Source organism: Corynebacterium pacaense, assembly GCF_900169525.1.
In the GTDB taxonomy this organism is placed as follows: domain Bacteria; phylum Actinomycetota; class Actinomycetes; order Mycobacteriales; family Mycobacteriaceae; genus Corynebacterium; species Corynebacterium pacaense.
In genome coordinates this window covers 1372546-1390644 of record NZ_LT821239.1, presented here as the reverse complement: position 1 = coordinate 1390644, position 18099 = coordinate 1372546, and the positions used below count along the sequence as shown (strand labels likewise).

The 18099-nt window shown below is 64.4% G+C and carries 13 protein-coding genes; 5 read left to right on the top strand and 8 right to left on the bottom strand.

The features are described from left to right. Positions 1–25: 25 nt before the first annotated feature. A complete protein-coding gene (locus tag B7E02_RS06565; RefSeq protein ID WP_080794130.1) occupies positions 26–415 on the top strand; it encodes a hypothetical protein in 390 nt (129 codons plus the stop codon). Between the two features lie 41 nt (positions 416–456). On the opposite strand, the gene B7E02_RS06560 is transcribed toward B7E02_RS06565, so the two are convergent. Together B7E02_RS06560 and dnaE are read right to left on the bottom strand one after the other, a co-directional pair. Continuing rightward, a complete protein-coding gene (locus B7E02_RS06560; RefSeq protein ID WP_080794128.1) occupies positions 457–1659 on the bottom strand; it encodes a cobalamin-independent methionine synthase II family protein in 1203 nt (400 codons plus the stop codon). 157 nt (positions 1660–1816) lie between these two features. Next, positions 1817–5383 carry a DNA polymerase III subunit alpha gene (gene dnaE / locus B7E02_RS06555; protein ID WP_080794486.1) on the bottom strand — a complete coding sequence of 1189 codons (3567 nt, stop codon included), beginning with the start codon at positions 5381–5383 and terminating at the stop codon, positions 1817–1819. An 84-nt stretch (positions 5384–5467) separates the two neighbouring features. Here dnaE and rarD point away from each other — a divergent pair, with 84 nt between their 5' ends. Further along, positions 5468–6346 (top strand): EamA family transporter RarD, encoded by an 879-nt coding sequence (rarD, locus tag B7E02_RS06550; protein ID WP_080794127.1) that lies wholly within the window; start codon positions 5468–5470, stop codon positions 6344–6346. Here rarD and B7E02_RS06545 read toward each other — a convergent pair. Genes B7E02_RS06545 through lspA form a run of 3 tightly spaced genes read right to left on the bottom strand, consistent with a single transcriptional unit; the run spans position 6330 to position 8400 of the window. Then, entirely contained in the window at positions 6330–6890 is a 561-nt protein-coding gene (locus B7E02_RS06545; RefSeq protein ID WP_080794125.1) for a hypothetical protein, read from the bottom strand. The two genes, rarD and B7E02_RS06545, sit on opposite strands and share 17 nt — an antisense overlap. Then, positions 6887–7816: an RluA family pseudouridine synthase gene (locus B7E02_RS06540; RefSeq protein ID WP_080794122.1), complete on the bottom strand. Its 930-nt coding sequence runs from the start codon at positions 7814–7816 to the stop codon at positions 6887–6889. Before B7E02_RS06540 ends, B7E02_RS06545 begins: the two co-directional genes overlap by 4 nt. Beyond that, positions 7813–8400 (bottom strand): signal peptidase II, encoded by a 588-nt coding sequence (lspA, locus tag B7E02_RS06535; RefSeq protein WP_080794485.1) that lies wholly within the window; start codon positions 8398–8400, stop codon positions 7813–7815. The genes B7E02_RS06540 and lspA overlap by 4 nt, the downstream gene beginning before the upstream one ends. A 78-nt stretch (positions 8401–8478) precedes the next feature. On the opposite strand from lspA, the gene B7E02_RS06530 reads away from it, so the two are divergent. Together B7E02_RS06530 and B7E02_RS06525 are read left to right on the top strand one after the other, a co-directional pair. After that, on the top strand, positions 8479–9513 hold the full coding sequence (locus tag B7E02_RS06530) for a hypothetical protein (protein ID WP_143336666.1): 1035 nt from the start codon (positions 8479–8481) through the stop codon (positions 9511–9513). Positions 9514–9643: 130 nt separating this feature from the next. After that, positions 9644–11287, top strand: a complete 1644-nt coding sequence (locus B7E02_RS06525) for an ABC-F family ATP-binding cassette domain-containing protein (RefSeq protein WP_080794120.1) — start codon at positions 9644–9646, stop codon at positions 11285–11287. Between the two features lie 2 nt (positions 11288–11289). On the opposite strand, the gene B7E02_RS06520 is transcribed toward B7E02_RS06525, so the two are convergent. Next, positions 11290–11874 carry a WKL family lipoprotein gene (locus B7E02_RS06520; RefSeq protein ID WP_080794118.1) on the bottom strand — a complete coding sequence of 195 codons (585 nt, stop codon included), beginning with the start codon at positions 11872–11874 and terminating at the stop codon, positions 11290–11292. Positions 11875–12200: 326 nt separating this feature from the next. On the opposite strand from B7E02_RS06520, the gene B7E02_RS06515 reads away from it, so the two are divergent. After that, positions 12201–13181, top strand: coding sequence for an asparaginase (locus tag B7E02_RS06515; protein WP_080794117.1), 981 nt, complete (start codon positions 12201–12203; stop codon positions 13179–13181). A gap of 2 nt (positions 13182–13183) precedes the next feature. Here B7E02_RS06515 and B7E02_RS06510 read toward each other — a convergent pair whose 3' ends face one another. Together B7E02_RS06510 and ileS are read right to left on the bottom strand one after the other, a co-directional pair. Continuing rightward, complete coding sequence (locus tag B7E02_RS06510) at positions 13184–14572, bottom strand: DNA polymerase IV (protein ID WP_080794115.1); 1389 nt, start codon at positions 14570–14572, stop codon at positions 13184–13186. Positions 14573–14638: 66 nt separating this feature from the next. Continuing rightward, positions 14639–17803: an isoleucine--tRNA ligase gene (gene ileS, locus B7E02_RS06505; protein WP_080794114.1), complete on the bottom strand. Its 3165-nt coding sequence runs from the start codon at positions 17801–17803 to the stop codon at positions 14639–14641. Positions 17804–18099: the final 296 nt, after the last annotated feature.

The window sequence follows — 18099 nt, the reverse complement described above, 5'->3', positions numbered from 1 at the left end:
CCCTTATGAATCTAGGAGTCCAACCGTGTCCCTGCGTCGACTTTCACTGACCATCCTGACCACAGCGGCCCTCGGCATGTCCCTGCTGCCCTCCCCCGCGGGCGCCGTGGAATCGCCCACTGTCCTGTCACAGGGAAGCGATACCGGCACCCCGAGCCTGAGTTCCTCGTCAACGCAGAGCGGCACGGTTTCCGGGGATTCCAACGAGGACACCACGGAGGACGCGGACACCGCCTCGGGAAGCTCGGATGGCCTTCCGATATGGATCGAGCTGCCACTGTCCATCCTGCAGCTGATCATGGCGGTCACCGGTGGTGCCGCCACGCTCGCGCGCATCGTGCTGTCAGCACACCCCGACGGACAGCGGATCCTCCGGGATTGGCTGCGCAGCGTCGGAATCAATACCGGGGCCTGAGTCCGCGGAGGCGGGAACCAGCAACTGGGTTCCCGCGCCTGTCAGAACAGTTCGCCGGAGGCGATACGCGCCCCCTCCACCAGTGATTCGAGCTTCGCCCAGGCGATCTGGGGGTGGAGCCGTCCACCGAGTCCGCAGTCGGTGGAGGCGATGACGTTCTCGGGGCCGACCAGTTCCGCGAACCTGACAATACGGTCTGCCACCAGACGGGGGTGCTCCACCGCGTTCATCGCGTGGGAGACCACACCCGGGTAGATCACGGTTCCTGCGGGAAGCTGGTGGTCCCGCCACACCCTCCACTCGTGTTCGTGCCTCGGGGATCCGCCCTCGAAGGAGAAGCCGCCGACCTCTGCACGCAGGATCTCCCCGATGATGTCGACGAATGGAACGTCGGTCGTGTGCGGACCATGCCAGGATCCCCAGCAGATGTGCAGGCGCGTCTGATGCCTAGGAATCCCGCGCAGCGAGTCATTAATGGCATCGATGCGGATCCGGATCCAGGCACGGTAATCCTCGATGCTCGGCTCTGGGTTGATCTGGTCCCAGGCCTCGGCGAGGTCCGGGGCATCGAGCTGAACCGTGAGACCGGCGTCGGTGATCGCCTTGTACCCCTCATGCAGGGCCGCGGCACAGGCTGCAACGACGGCGGTGTCATCTCCGTAGTATTCGTCCTTGAGTCGGGCCGCCGCACCGGGTGAGATCGCCGCGATGAAACCGTTGCCTGCGTTGTTCGCCTCAAGGGCGTGGGTGAGCAGTTTCACGTCGGTTTCGACCTCCCTGCGCCCGATGTAGGTGACCGGTCCGGTGAACTTGGGGTTTCCCACCCGTGCGCGACCGGTGAAGATACCCGACTCCGGGTCGGAGTAGGCGTCGGCGAACCGCTGCCGGTCCCGCCGATCGGAGAAGCTGGTCAGCGCGATGTGGCCCGGGGTGGAACGGACCACGTCCCGTGCCGCCCACCGGTCCTCGTCGGTGATGGTCAGTCCGCCGAGGCGGGTGAAGATGTAGTTCCACCACGCCCCATAGTCCACGGACCCGGAGGTGACGTGTCCATACTCGCCCTCGTTGACGATGTCAATGCCCAGATCGACCTGGCGCCTGACCACCTCATCAACCGATGACTGCAGAATCTGATGGAACGTCTCCTCATCGATCTCCCCTGCGCTGCGCCGGAGGTTGGCGTCGAGAAGCTCGGGGGTGCGCGGAAGCGAACCCACATGGGTGGTGCGAATGTGATCAGTCAAAGTACTCCCCTTCTTGTCCGGGTCGGTGTTGTGCTTCAGCCTGAGTGTTCTCGTTCCCGGGGCTCCGGACGTCACGGTCTAGACTGTGCTGTCTATTGCAGCCCCGCGCCGTGGGAATGCCAGCCCCGGGAAATCCCGCCGGGTGAATCGGCTTCGATCAACCCAGGATGCCCGGGCCCATCGTCGCCTTGAGATCGCCCATGAGGCTGGCCGAGCGGCTGACCCGGAGATGCTCACCGAGCACCATGACCGTGGAGGTGTCACCGTCGACGAGATTGAGGTAGACGTCGGACTCTCCCCTGTTGTCCACCAGGACCTGTTTGAGCTTCGTGATGTTGCTCATGGTGCACTGATCGGTCCTCATGCTCAGCCGCAGAGGCAATCCGGTACCGTTTCCCGGACCCAGTTCAGGTATCCGCAGATCATCGCAGAACAGGCTCATCCGGTCATCGCGGATGGACACATGTGCCTTGGCGAGAATGATGTTGTCCTCGACGATCAGGGATCCGACGATTGAATAGACCTTGTTGAACACCAGCAGCTCCACGGAGGCGCCGTTGTGGTCTTCCAGGGTGACAATCGCCCAGGGGGAACCGTCCTTCTTTGAGAATCGGCGGTCCACGCCGGAGATGATTCCACCGACGGTGACCTCCGCCCCGTGGCTTAGCTCACCGGCGACGATGGTGGTCAGTGCGGTGTCCACCTGTGCCGCGATCGCACCCTCGTACCCGTCGAGGGGGTGACCGGACACATACAGGCCCAGCATCTCCCTCTCCAACGCCAACTCGTGCTTGCGCTCCCATTCCTCATCGGGGACATTGATGGAGAAGAAGCTCGCCGCCTCCTCGGAGGATTCCGATCCCAGGGCAGCGAAGAGATCGAACTGCCCCTTGTCCGCGGCCTTCTTCGTGGAGATCACCGAATCCACCGCATCCTCGTACACCAGCATCAGGCCCTTGCGGGGATGGCCCAAGGAATCGAAGGCACCGGCCTTGATCAGGGATTCCGTGATGCGCTTGTTGCACGGCAGCGTGTCGATCTTATCGAGGTAGTCGGAGAAGTTCTTGAACAGTCCCTTCTCCGCCCTGGTCTCGATGATCGAATCCACCACCTCGGACCCGACATTGCGAATGGCCCCGAGTCCGTATCGGATATCGGTCCCGACGGGAAGGAAGTTCAAAACGGACTCGTTGATGTCCGGGGAGAGCACCCTGATACCAAGGTGCCGGCAGTCGGAGAGATAGATCGCGGATTTGTCCTTGTTGTCACCCACGGAGGTCAGCAGTGCCGCCATGTACTCGGCCGTGTAATGGGCCTTGAGGTACGCCGTCCAGAAGCTGACCAGCCCGTAGCCGGCCGCATGCGATTTATTGAAGGCGTAGGCGGCGAAGGGCAGGATGGTCTCCCACAGCGCCGTAATGGCACCAGCGGAGAAACCGTTGTCCTTCATTCCCTGCTCAAAGGCGACGAACTCCTTCTCCAGCACCTCGGGCTTTTTCTTGCCCATGGCCTTCCGGAATCCGTCGGCCTGACCCGCCGTGTAGTTGGCCACCTTCTGCGAGATCCTCATGATCTGCTCCTGGTAGACGATCAGCCCGTAGGTGTCACCGAGAATCTCCTGAAGCGGCTCCTCCAGCTCCGGGTGGATGGGGGTGATCGGCTTCCTGCCGTTCTTCCTGTCCGCATAGTCCCAGTGGGCGTTAACTCCCATGGGCCCCGGGCGGTAGAGGGCCAGCGCGGCGACGATGTCATCGAAGCCGGTCGGCTTCATCCTCTTGAGCAGTTCCTGCATGCCACCACCATCGAGCTGGAAAACGCCGAGCGTATCGCCGCGCGCCAGGAGCTCGTAGGTCTCCGGGTCCTGGGTACTCAGATTCTCCAGATCGACCACCTCGCCATCGCGGTTGGCCTTGATGTTGTCAATGGCGTCACCGATGACGGTGAGGTTTCGCAGCCCGAGGAAGTCCATCTTCAACAGACCGATGGCCTCGCAGGCCGGGTAATCCCATCCGGTGATCAGCGCGCCGTCCGCGGCACGCTTCCACATCGGGATGCAGTCGAGCAGCGGGACCGAGGACATGATCACCGCACAGGCGTGGACACCCGCCTGGCGCACCACCCCCTCCAGTCCCCTGGCGGTGTCATAGATGCGTTTGACATCCGGATCCGTCTCGATGAGGGACCGCACCTCACCGGCCTCGTTGAAGCGGGGGTGCTCCGGATCGGTGATCCCCGAGAGGGGAATGTCCTTGGCCATGATCGCCGGTGGGAGCACCTTGGTGATCCGGTCGGCTATCTGGTAGCCGGGCTGCCCGAACTGCACCCTGGCGGAGTCCTTCAGCGCCTGCTTCGTCTTCACCGTGCCGAAGGTGATCACCTGGGCGATCTTGTCCTCGCCCCAGCGGTCGGCCGCATAGCGGATCATCTCGCCGCGGCGGCGGTCATCGAAGTCGATATCGATATCGGGTGCGGACGGGCGCTCCGGGTTGAGGAAGCGCTCGAAGAGGAGTCCGTGCTCGATGGGATCGATGTTCGTGATGGTCAGCGCATAGGCGACGAGGGCTCCTGCGGCCGAGCCGCGGCCGGGCCCGACCCGGATCCCCACGGATCGGGCGTGCTTGATCAGCTCCGCCACGATGAGGAAGTAGGAGGGGTAGCCCTTCATGTCGATCACCGAGATCTCATACTCGGCGCGGTCGATGTAGTCCTGCGGAATCTGACGGCCGGCGAAACGTTCCTCGAGTCCCACCATCACCTCGTGGTGCAACCATGAGGTGGGGGTGTATCCCTCGGGGACATCGGCGATGGGCATGCGGTCGTGGGGATGCTCCTCCCAGACCTCGCCGTAATCCTGCACCCGCTCCGCGATCCACAGCGTGTTGTCGCAGCCCGTGGGAACAAGATCGTCCCACAGTGCGCGCATCTGTTCGGCGGACTTGATGTAGTAGCCGGAACCGTCGAACTTGAAGCGGTCCTCGTCGTGAAGCGTCTTGCCCGTCTGTACGCAGAGCATCGCCTCATGCGCCTGGGACTGCGTTTCCAGCACGTAGTGACAGTCGTTGGTCACCAGTGGGGGTAGGTCGAGTTTCCGACCGATCTCCAGGAGCTCGGAGCGCACCCGGTTCTCAATGTCCAGGCCGTGGTCCATCAATTCAAGGAAATAGTTGTCGCGGCCGTAGATGTCCTGCCACATCGCGGCCGCCTCCAGCGCCTCGTCGAACTGTCCGAGCCGTAGCCGCGTCTGCACATCCCCGGAGGGGCAGCCCGTGGTGGCGATGATGCCCTCGGCCCTCTCAGCGATGATCTCGGCGTCCATGCGTGGCCACTTGCCCAGCTGACCCTCATAGGATGCCATGGAGGACAGGTAGAAGAGATTGCGCAGACCGGTCGCGTTCTCGGCCAGCATCGTCTGGTGAAGGTAGGCTCCTGAGGCGGAGACATCATCGGACTTCTGGTGCGGCTCGCCCCACCGGATGCGCTTTTTGTTGAAGCGCGACTCGGGAGCGAGATAGGCCTCGATACCGATGATGGGCTTGACCCCGGTTGCGGCCATCTTCCGGTAGAAGGGGTTGGATCCGTACATGTTGCCGTGGTCGGTTATCCCCACGGCCGGCATCTTCTGACGGCTGACCTCATCGGCGAGCATGTCAATTTTCGCCATGCCGTCCAGCATCGAGAACTCAGTGTGATTGTGCAGGTGAACGAATGAAGAGTTCTTGGCCATGGCGAACAGTGTAGTCGCGGAGTTCACGGGGTGAAATCCACCCGGGATCGGGTGGTCAGGGCGCCGGGTATATGGTGTCCTTCTATGATCTTCGGTGTCCTCGCCTACCTCGTCTGGGGGTTGTTTCCCGCCTTCTTCCCCCTCCTGCTCCCCGCGGGCCCGGTGGAGATTCTCGCGCACCGCATCATCTGGACCGCGGTGATCATGACCGTTGTTCTCAGTGTGCGCCGCGGATGGGGCGAGTTGCGGCGCGCGGATAAAGCGACCTGGTTGCGGGTGTTTTTCGCCTCCATCGCCATCGCCCTTAACTGGCTGATCTATGTGATCGCCGTCAACAGCGGTCACGTCACCGAGGCGGCACTGGGCTATTTCATCAACCCGCTGCTCAGCGTGGTGCTGGGAATCGTCATCTTCAAGGAGAAGCTACGCCGCCTGCAGGTACTCGCGGTCCTGATCGCCCTGGTGGCGGTGCTGTTTCTGTCCTTCCTCGGTGGCCAGCCACCCCTGCTGGCACTCGGTCTGGCGGCCAGCTTCGGAATCTACGGCGCCATCAAGAAGAAGGTGGAGCTCTCCGCGGTCGGTTCACTGACCGCCGAGACTCTGATGCTTCTGCCCCCGGCGCTGCTCTACATCACCTGGCTGGAGGGCAGCGGCGCGGGCACCTTCCTCTCGGAGGGGCCCGCGCATTCACTGGCCCTGATCAGCTCCGGGCTGGTCACCGCCGTTCCCCTGCTCCTGTTCGGGTTGGCGGCGAAGGCCATTCCGCTGTCGACGGTGGGGATGCTGCAGTACCTGACCCCGACGATGCAGATGCTGTGGGCGGTGTTCATCGTCCGCGAGCACCTGGAGGTCGCCCGGTGGATCGGCTTCATCATCATCTGGGTGGCGGTGGCGATCTATCTCGCCGATCTCATCGGACAGCGCGGGTCCGCGGTCAGGAAACGTGCTACCGCGACACGGTGACCGGTCGGACACCGAAGCGCCCCCACGCGGCGTCCGTGGGCAGCACCTCGACGGCGAAGACTCCCCCACGCTGCGCGACAGCGCGCAGGTTGGCGCCTGAATCATAGACAACGGCGGCGTCGATATGCTGTGGCGCCAGTCCGTCCATCCTCCTGTCCGCCTGCGCGATGGCGCGGTCGAACACCTCGCGCCGCCCCTCGGTGCCGGTGGGTTCGGGCAACTCCACCGGCGTGGAGCCGTCGAGCGTGATGGCGCTGACCCGGGCCAGGGGCTCCAGTTCGGTTGCGGCCAGCTCCGGCGCGACGGGTTGCTCGAAGGTCACGAGGGCGAAGGCGGGTCCCGTCGCTGATTCGAGGGTCATCGCCGCCCGCTGCCGGTACTGCTCCGGGGTCTCCCCCGATACCTGTCCGAGGGAATCGCCGTTGATCGCCATCGGTTTCGCCACCCGGTCGTCGGTGGACAGCATCAGCACCAGAAGAAGTAATGCAACTAGGCAGAGCGCCGCCACCAGTTTGCGCCCATGGTCGAGGTTCAGGGGGCTCATTGCTCGCGCAGCACATCCAGAGCGTGCTGGAGATCATCCGGATAGGGGCTGGTGATCTCCATCCAGTGCCCATCCGCAGGATGATGGAATCCGAGGCTGACAGCGTGCAGCCACTGGCGGATAAGTCCGAGGCGTTGCGCCAACGCCTGATCGGAACCGTACATCGGGTCCCCCACGCACGGGTGGTGCAGTGCGGAAAAGTGCACCCTGATCTGGTGCGTGCGACCCGTTTCCAGGTGGACCCGGACGAGGCTGGCCTCCTGGAAGGCCTCGATGGTCTCATAGTGGGTCACCGCGTGCTTGCCGTCGGTGGTCACGGCGAACCGCCATCCCGCCGAGGGATGCCTGCCGATCGGGGCCTCGATCGTTCCGGTGGAGGGATCCGGATGCCCCTGGACCAGGGCATGGTAGGTCTTGTCCACCGTCCGGTCGCGGAACGCCCGTTTCAACGCGGTATAGCCACGTTCGGACGCCGCCACGACCATGACACCGGAGGTACCCACATCAAGGCGTTGGACGATTCCTTTTCGCTCCGGTGGACCGGAGGTGGAAATCCGGAAACCGGCCGCTGCCAGTCCCCCGACAACGGTCGGCCCCTCCCAGCCCACGGTCGGATGGGCCGCCACCCCGACCGGTTTGTTCACGGCGATGAGATCCTCATCGGCGTAGAGGATATCCATGCCCTCCACCAGTTCCTCCCTGGGGACCAGTGGCTGGGCGGGTTCGGGAAGCAGTACCTCGAGCAGCGCATCGGGGACGAGCCGGTCGCTCTTTCGCACCACGGTGCCGTCGAGGGTCACATCGCCGGCCTCCGCCAGCTCCGCGGCCACCGTCCTGGAGATGCCCAGGAGCTTGGACAGTGCGGCATCAACCCTCATCCCGGCCAGCCCCTCCGGAACCGGAAGGGTTCTGCTCTGTCGCGTCATCGCTTTCCACCCCCGGAGTCGGGCCGCTGTCCCGCCCCGCCCGCTGTGGTTTCCCGATCCTCCAGAAACATGCCGATCAGGAAGATCACGACCCCGCAGCTGATGGCGGCATCGGCGATATTGAACACGGCGAAGCTGCCCACCGAAATGTAGTCGACGACATGCCCGACGTAGAAGGAGGGATCACGGAAGAGGCGGTCGAGCACATTACCCAGGGCACCTCCGGCGACAAAGGCCAGACCCACACCGATCCAGCGGTGCCTCACCCGGGGTGCATAGATGCAGATTCCGAGGAAAAAGCCCAGTTGGATGGTGGTGAACAACCAGGTCATGTTGTCGCCCATGGAGAAGGCCGCACCCGGATTGAACAGGAGATAGAAACGGAAGAAATCCCCAATCACGGGAAAGGGAACCCCCGGTTCCAGCCAGTTGAGCATGATCTGCTTGACCAGCTGGTCCAATGCGGCGATACCCACCATGATGACCGCCATCATCGGCGCTATCCGCCGGGCACTCCTGCCCTTCAACTCGGGGGAGGTGGTCGGAGTTTTGGCCCCTGCGTCGTTTGAGCTCACCCTGACCATCATTCCCTAAGATCCGCCGGAATCTCCACCTGGGTGTCCCTCCTTGGGATTCCACGGGATAAGTTGGAGTACGTGCGTATGAGAAACCAGACCCACCGGAACCGCCAGGAACCGCACCTTCGACGTGTTCTGGGCGTCACCCTGGCACTCGGCATCATCCTGCCGATCACCGCCTGCGCGACGCAGGAGCCACAATCCTCGAACAGCGCGGAGGTGGAGCAGGCGGTCGCGTTGGCTGTCGACGCCTCCCGGGTCCAGGTGATCGGCACCGGCGAGGGGGAGAAACGGGTCCTGAGCTACGAGGATCTCCCCGCGGACGGGGAGACCGCGGAGGAGCAGGAGGTCACACTGTCGGTGTCGGATGGATTCTCCCAGACCGTGGCACCTGCGGCCCAGGCGAATCCGCTCGCACCCGCCGGCGGGGATGTCTCGACGATGCGGTTCCCCCTCACCGCGACGGTCTCTGCGGCCGGGGCCTCCGAGACCGAATCGCTCTCCGCCACCCGCGCCATCAGGATCTGGTCCGGTCAACCGGCATTCACGGACGTGGATCTGGCAGAGGACATCCGCTCCGGAGAGGGGTTCGAACTCGGAATCCGCGCCAACGATCTCGGACAGCAGAGCAGCGTCAGTTTCGCCGCGCCAGTCAACGCCACGGACACCGGCAGGTTGATGCTCGAGCAGTATCTGCTCAAGTACACCTCCCTCCCGATCATCTTCCCCGCGGAACCGGTGGGCACCGGCGCAAGCTGGACGGTGGACAGCAGGGTCACCGGTGAATCCACCCTGCTCCAGACCGTGACCTACACCGTAAATGCACTGCGGGGCAGCGAGGTGGAGCTCGATGTCGACATCTCCCAGCGCCCCTCCCTCGGCGCCATCGACATCACCGGGGAGCAGGCGGGGGAGCAGGCCGGGAACCGGGACGCCGCCCCCGCCCAGCTGACGGTGCTGAATTCCAACACCACCTCCACCGGTTCCCTGACCGTGGATCTGAGCAGGCCGGTGCCCACCGGCGGCGAGGTCTCCTGGACCACCCGCATCATCTACGGTGGCTCCGACAATGACACACGCGTCATCCAGGATTCGACCTCCTCACTGAGTTTCAGCTAGCCGCGGAATTCACGCCCGCGGCGGCTGCTCGAAGTTGCAGCCACACGGCTCCGGAGGGCATAATCGAATTCATGATCCTTCGATAGTCAACCCCCTGCCCCGGATTTTCACCTGACTTCGAAGGACACCCATGCGCTCCCCCGCAAACTACATCTCAGTTGACGGCCTCAGCTTTTCCTATCCCTCCCATCGTGTGCTCAGCGATGTCTCCCTGACAGTCAACCGCGGCTCCGTGGTCGGCCTGATCGGCGAGAACGGGGCCGGGAAATCCACACTCCTGGCACTGATAGCCGGGGACCTCGAACCGGATGTCGGAGTGATCCGACTTCCCGCGGACACCGGATTCATCGCCCAGGAAACCTCGCTTCCCTTCGAGGCACCGGCCAATGCACTCATCGATCAGGCCGTGGCCCCGATCCGCGCCATCGAATCCACCATCACCGAACTCTCCGAGCAGCTCGGTGACACCACCGGCGATGCCGGCGACGTGGCCGAGCGTTTCGACGCCGCCCTCAGTGCCGCGGAGGAATGGGGGGTCTGGTCGCTCGACTCCCGGATCGAGGAGGTGCTGGGCGGACTCGGGATCGCAGGCATTGACCGCTCCACCCCGATCCGTCAGCTCTCCGGGGGTCAGCGTCGTCGATTCGCCCTGGCGGCACTGCTGCTGCAACCCGCATCAGCGATGATCCTCGATGAGCCCACCAACCACCTCGACGATTCATCGGTGGATTTCCTCATCTCCGAACTCGGTGCATTCAACGGGCCCGTGCTCCTGGCCAGCCACGACCGCTACTTTCTGGACAATGTGGCCACCGAGCTGGTCGACCTCGATCCGGCGCTGGGGCCGGAGGGTGGCCGGGGCGAGGAGGTCAAACAGGCGATGTCCTTCGGCGGCGGGTTCAGCGATTACCTCAGCGAGCGTGAAACCCGACGCCGCAGATGGGCACAGCTCCACACCGCCCAGGAGGCAGAACGGGCGAAACTCGAGAACTCGGCGGGAATCGAGGAAACCGATATCTTCCACCGCTCCGTGTCCAAATCCGAGTCGAAGATCTCCACGAAGTTCTACGCCGACCGCGCCGCGAAAACGCAGGGAAACCGCGTTCGATCCGCCCGCAACCGCCTCGATGAGCTCGAACGTTTCACCATACCCGCACCACCGAAACCCCTGGAGTTCCGGGGTATCCCGGATTTCCAGCGACATGGCGCGGGCGAGCCGGTGGAGGTGCGGAAGGTCGCGGTGCACTCCCGCCTACCCGAGCTTGATTTCCGCATCGACCCCGGGCAGCACATCCTTGTAGAGGGTCCGAACGGCGCGGGGAAATCGACGCTGCTGTCGGTTCTCGAGGGTACCGTTACCCCCACCGCCGGAGAGATCATCCTGCCCGACGGCCTCCGTATCGCCCGCCTGAAACAGGATGATGCGTGGAGCCGGGCGCAGCTGGCCACACCCGCGGAGTCAGTCTTCGCGGACCTGCTCACCGGTGCCGGCGACGGACCCGATCTGGTGGAGATGGGGCTGCTGACGGAGGCGTCGGCACGCACCCCGGTCGGGGACCTCTCACTGGGGCAGCGCCGCAGGGTGTCCCTCGGCCTTATCCTTGCGAGTCCGCCCGATCTGCTGCTGCTCGATGAGCCCACCAACCACCTCTCGCTCGCGCTGAGCGAGGAACTGGAGGCGGCGATCGAGAAATTCCCCGGCAGGGTTCTCCTGGCCAGCCATGACAGGTGGATCAGAAGAAGGTGGACGGGGAAGAGAATATCGCTGAGCTGAGGCTACTGGGCCGGTGCGGGCTCCTCGGCAGGAGCCTCCTCGAGGACACCGGCACCGGCCTCGCTGGAACCGACACCGACGCACATCGGCGGCACCTGCTCGGGCTGAACGGTGTTGGTGATCAGGATGCAGGCCCAGTTCTGGGAGAGCTGCCACTGTCCGTTGCTGTGGATGAACTCGACGTTGTCCGCGGTCTGCGCTGGTCGGTCGGGCAGGCTGAAGCTCACAGTGGCCAGCACTGTGTCCGGGGTGTAGCCCGGCAGAACCGGGTCCACGACCTGGAAATCAGCGCCGGATTCGGCCTTGGCCTGCGTCATGGTCTCAAAGAGCTCCGGTGCGTTCTCCGACCCCTGCACGGTGGCGATCTTCTGGTCGACGGGGGCCGCCGGATCCGTGGCCACTGCCAGGACGCTGTTGAGCTCGGCGGCCGTCGGGGCCTGGGGGGAGGCCGCGGCGGACTCGGAGGCGCTGGACTGGGTTGATGTGGTTGACCCCGTTGAACCCGAGTCCCCGTCACTGGAGCATGCTCCCAGGGCGAGAGCTGCCGCAATAGTAAAGGTGACCGCTGTTGACTTGAAAAGCTTCACGTTAAAGATCCTTTGCATCTGTGTTGCCGTCGCCGGGTCCGGGGTGGGTGAACCGCTGCGCAGAATTATACCCCGCCACATTCCGGGATACGGCTGGACGTGTTGTGCCCCCTGTCATCTAAGGAGTGAACGGCCCGCCGACGACTTTCCCACTAAAGGTTACACGCATACTTCGGGGAGCCCACATCCCCGACATGGGAAAACCCGGCAGTAGCCCTCTAAAAACCTGGGAGGAAACTGGGACATATCACCCGAGCCGTGTCCCGCGGCTCATTCGGTGTCATACGGTGTCCGGTGAACCGCCGCCGGTTGATACTGTAGATCGCATGTCCGAGCACCTTTCCGTAGAACCAGGCACCACCAGCCCCGGCACCCCCCAGGGGGTCCCTAAGGTGGCGGTGATCACCACCGGAGGCACCATCGCATGCACCGCCGACGCCAACGGCCATCTGCTGCCCACGGTCAGCGGGCGGGATCTGCTCGCGCCCGTCGCGGCCCGTTTCGGCGCGGATGCGATCAACTTCGAGATCCACGAGCTCAACCGGCTCGACTCCTCCTCCATCACCTTCGCCGACATCGATGAACTGGTCGCTGCCGTGCACCGGGTTCTCGAGGATCCGGAGGTGGTTGGTGTGGTGGTCACCCATGGCACAGATTCCATGGAGGAGTCCGCCATCGCCGTGGACACCTTCCACACCGACGACCGTCCGGTCATCTTCACCGGCGCCCAGAAACCCTTCGACCATCCGCAGGCGGACGGCCCGGAGAACCTCTTCGAGGCCTGCCTGATCGCCTCCGACGCCTCCGCCCGGGGCATCGGCGTGCTCGTGGTCTTCGGTCGCGCGGTGATCCCGGCGCGTGGCTGCACCAAGTGGCACACCACCGATGAGCTGGCCTTTGCCACCAACGGCCCGGAGGAACCGGAGCGACCCGATCCCCTGGCCCCCGCCCCGCTCGACGGCGTTCGGGTGGAGATCATCCCGGCCTATCCGGGGGCCGGTGGGGAACTTGTTCAGGCGGCCCTGGACTCCGGTGCACAGGGTCTCGTCGTGGAGGCCATGGGTTCGGGCAATGTGGGAACGGCCCTTGGCGCGGCCCTCGGCAGGGCGCTGGACGCCGGCGTTCCCGTGGTCATCAGCACCCGTGTGCCCAGGGGCGAGGTTTCCGGGGTCTACGGTGGTGCGGGCGGTGGCGCCACCCTGGCAGCCAAGGGTGCCATCGGCTCGCGGTACTTCCGCTCCGGTCAGTCCCGTGTCCTGCTCGCTGTGTCACTGGCCACCGGCCAGCACCCCGCGACACTTTTCTAGCGTTACTGTTCACGACCCTCGAGCCAGTCCCTCCAGCTCAGGCTGTCCAGCGGATCGGCGGGCGAGAGGTGCGGGTCATCCACCGCGAAGCTCGCGGTCCTTCCCGGACCGCTCGCCCTGGTCTCAAAACGCACGGAGACGATACCGTGTCCGCTGCCCTGCACCCAGCCGTGTCCGAACTCGGGGTGCCGAACATCCTGCGTGGGCCGCCAGGTGGGGTCCTCCGGATCCTCCATCCGCTCCTCGATGATGACCCCGGGGCCGCCCCCGGACCTCACGCCCGCCTCGAAATCCGAGTCCGCGGGTGGCGCGCTGATGATCTGTCTGTCCAGCTCGGGGAAGAGCACATCCTGGCGGTTGCTCTCCAGCCCGGAGAAGCCCACCCCGACCAGGCGGATGGGGCCGACCTCATCGGGGTAGCGGACAAGCCTGAACGCGGTGGCCTCCAGCGTCTCGTAGTTGTCGGTGGCGTAGGGAAGAGTCAATGAGCGGGATTCGACGTGGAAATCACTCATGCGCAACTTGACGGTGACGGTGCGGGCACCCCGGCCGTCGTTAAGCAGGCGGCGGTGTGCGCCCTCGGCGGCGCGCGTGACCGCCGCGTCCACCCGAGCGCGTGTTTTCAGATCCTGTTCGTAGGTGTGCTCCTGCGAGATCTGTTTCGCCTCCGCCCGCGGCTCGACGGGACGGTCATCAATGCCCCTGGCCAGCCTCCAGAAGTTGAGCCCCATCGTGGGACCCAGGCTGATCTCCACCTCCTTCGCGCTCATCGCGGCGAGATCCCCGATGGTTGTCACGCCCATGCTCGACAGTTTGGCCCAGGTGACCGGGCCGACACCCCACAGGGCCTTGACGGGGAGCGGATTCATCAGCACATGCTGCCGGTCCGCCGGGATGATGAACACCCCGTCGGGTTTGGCCATTCCGGACCCGATCTTGGCATACTGCTTTCCCGCGCCGGCGCCCACGGAGGCCGGCAGCCCCGTCTCGGCCGCGATCCGGTGGCGCAGTTCCTCCGCCCACTCACGCACCTGCCCGGCGGTGGCGCCGACCAGGTCCGACGGCTCCATGAACCCCTCATCGATGGAGAGCTGCTCCACTACCCCGGCGTGCTGCGCGATGATCTCAAAGACGCGTTTCGACGCCACGGAGTACACCTTGTGACGCGGTGCGACCACCACACCACCAAAACCGACGAGGGCCCGCGCCTGGTGCATGGGCATCGCCGAACGCGCGCCGAACCTCCGTGCCTCGTAGGAGGCTCCCGCCACCACGCCGCGGCCGGATACGCCCCCGACGAGGACGGGTCTGCCCCGGAGGGTAGGCCGGGTCAACTGTTCACAGGATGCGAAGAAAGCATCCATGTCGATGTGCAGAACCCAGCGTTGCATGACTCCAGTCTAGGCAAACCGAACGCGTGCGCGAAATACCGGAGCGGTTGCCACAGTCTCCCTGCCTCAGGCCCTGGACACGGAGGCGGTCACGCCCGGAAGCACCTCGTGGCCCGGCTCCCCGAGCGGACCGGTGGTCACCTCGAATGAGGTGGCCAGCACCTCGGCGGCGATGTGCCCGCGGTGCCTGTTTATCCATTCCTCCCTGTCCGCGGGAACGCTGAGCAACACCGAGATTCGGTCGGAGACCTCGAAACCGGAGCTCTTCCGGGCATCCTGGAGCCCACGGATGACATCGGCCGCCCAGCCCTCGGCCTCGAGCTCCTCCGTGACGTTCAGATCCAGCACAACCAGCCCGTCCACGCCGTCGATGCGCGCGGTGGAATCGGGATCGGCGGCCACCAGGCGTTCGGTGAACTCCCCCGGCTGAAGCTCGATGCCGTCGGCGGAGACACCATCACCCTCACGGGTGTAGTTTCCGGCCTTCACCGCCCTGATCACCTTCTGCACATCCCCGCCGAGACGGGGCCCGGCGACCTTGGCGTTGACAACAACCTCGAAGGTTCCCACGGAATCGACATCGGAGGTCAGCTCGACGTTCTTCACATTGACCTCGTCGCGGATTATCCCGGTGAAATCGCTCAGACGCTGCGCATCCGGCAGTGCCACGGTAAGGCCGGGCAGTGGGAGCCGGTTGCGGAGTCTGTGCGCCTTGCGCACCGAGGAGGCCGCGGAGCAGACCCCGCGGATCTCATCCATGGTGCGCACCAGCTCGGCATCGGCGGGGAAGTCCTCCGCCGAGGGGAAGTCGCAGAGATGGACAGAGCGCCCACCGGTCAGTCCGCGCCAGATGACCTCCGAGGTCATCGGCAGCAGCGGGGCCGTGACGCGGGTGAGCGTTTCGAGCACCGTGTAGAGGGTGTTGAAGGCCTCTGGGTGCTCCCTGTCCCCCGCCCAGAAACGATCGCGGGAGCGCCGGACGTACCAGTTGGTCAACGCATCGCAGAACCAGCGAACCAGATCGCAGGCGCGGGCGATGTCGGTGGCGTCCAGGGCGGCGGTGACCTCGGCCACCAGGTCGTGGGTCTTGGCCAGAATGTAGCGGTCGAGCACGTCCGCCGATTCCACCGACCAGGTCGCCCTCTTGGAGGCGTAGAGCTGGAGGAAGGAGTAGGCGTTCCACATGGGGAGCTGGGCCTGGCGCACGCCCTCCCGGATGCCCTTCTCCGTGACTATCAGGTTGCCGCCGCGCAGAATCGGCGAGGACATCAGGAACCACCGCATGGCGTCGGAGCCGTCGCGGTCGAAGACCTCGTTGACATTCGGGTAGTTGCCCTTGGACTTCGACATCTTCAGCCCGTCATCGCCGAGAACGATACCGTGGGCGACGACCTTCTTGAAGGCGGGGCGGTCGAACAGGGCCGTGGACAGCACATGGAGCAGGTAGAACCAGCCGCGGGTCTGACCGATGTACTCGACGATGAAGTCAGCCGGGGCGTGGGTGTCAAACCAGGCTTTGTTCTCAAAGGGGTAGTGCACCTGCGCGAAGGGCATGGAACCGGAGTCGAACCAGACATCGAGGACATCAGGTACCCGGCGCATGGTGGAGGAGCCCGTGGGATCGTCCGGATTGGGCCTGGTCAGCTCGTCGATGTAGGGCCGGTGCAGGGAGGTCGGGCGGACCCCGAAATCCGCCTCCAGCTCATCGAGGGAACCGTAGACATCGACCCGGGGGTACTCCTCGCTGTCGGAGACCCACACCGGGATCGGTGAACCCCAGTAGCGCGACCGGGAGATGTTCCAGTCCCGTGCCCCTTCCAGCCACTTGCCGAACTGCCCGTCGCGGATATGGGCCGGCATCCATTCAATGTCCTTGTTGACCTCGACCATGCGGTCCCGGATCTCGGTGACGTTGACAAACCAGGAGGGCAGCGCCATGTAGATCAGGGGCTGGCCCGAGCGCCAGGAATGAGGGTAGGAGTGCTCGATGGTCTGATGACGCAGCACCCTTCCCGCCGATTTGAGATCCCTGATGATGTCCTTGTTGGCGTCGAAGACCAGTTCGCCCTCGTAGTCGGGCACGAGGGAGGTGAACCGGCCATCCATGTCGACGGGGATGACCGGCTCGATTCCGACGGCGTTGCAGGTGTTCATATCGTCCTCACCGAAGGCGGGCGCCTGGTGGACGATTCCGGTGCCGTCCTCGGTGGTGACATAGTCCGCGCCGAGGATCTGGAAACTGTTCCGATGATCCCGGAAGTAGGTGAACACCGGCTCGTAGGTCAGACCGATCAGATCGCTTCCGCTGTACTCGGACAGCACCTTGGCCTGGGAGCCCAGTTCCTTGGCGTAGGAGCCCATGAGGTCCTTGGCCAGGACCAGCCGCTGGCCGATGAAACCCTGCTCCCCGTCCTCTCCGACCTCGACCTCGACGTAGGTGACCCGGGGGTTCACCGCGAGTGCGAGGTTGGAGGGCAGCGTCCACGGCGTGGTGGTCCAGGCGATCGCCGAGGCACCGATCAGTGCCCGAGCGGCATCGGAACCGTCGAGGGCTCCGGTGATCGGCATGGTCACCGTCAGGGTCGGATCCTGACGCAGCTTATAGGAATCGTCCAGGCGGGTCTCCTGGTTGGACAGCGGGGTGTGCTCGGCCCAGGAATACGGCAGCACACGGAACCCCTGGTAGATCAGGCCCTTCTTGTACAGCTCCTTGAACGCCCAGATCACGGATTCCATATAGGAAAGATCCATGGTCTTGTACCCGTTCTCGAAGTCCACCCACCTCGCCTGACGGGTGACGTACTCCTCCCACTCCCTGGTGTACTTGAGCACTGAGGTGGCGCAGTACTCGTTGAACTTGGCCAGACCCATGGCCTCGATCTCGCCCTTGTCCTTGATACCCAGCTGCTTCTCGGCCTCCAGTTCAGCGGGCAGTCCGTGGGTGTCCCAGCCGAAGACGCGGGGCACACGGTAGCCGCGCATCGTCTGGTAGCGCGGAACGATGTCCTTGACATAGCCGGTCAGCAGATGGCCGTAGTGCGGGAGTCCGTTGGCGAAGGGCGGACCGTCATAGAAGACGTAGTCCTTGGCCTCGGAACGCTGATCGATGCTGGCCTGGAAGGTGTCGTCGCTCTTCCAGTAGTTGAGAACGTTTTCCTCCATCTCGGGAAAACGCTGGGATCCACCGGTCATGTCGACCTGTGGGTAGACTCCGCCTACGGCTTCAGTCATGGGTGCTGGTCCTATCCTTACACGCAAGAAGTGATGTTGTTCATCTGTCCTGCGGGGACGCCACCGAACGGGGACGCGGTACCACCCTGCTTGAGCATCTCCGCGAACCCTCAGGGGATTCGCGGCAACGCTCCACTTCATTGAAAAAAAGGTCTGTCACGGTCCCACCCGTCCGGTTCTACTGGGCGACATTTCACAACGTGAGGGGATGTCGCTGTTCTTCCGAATGGCTCCCCGGTGATGGCCGGATCGACGCCGCCCGCACAACCCGGTACCTCAAATTCACCGGGAACGCG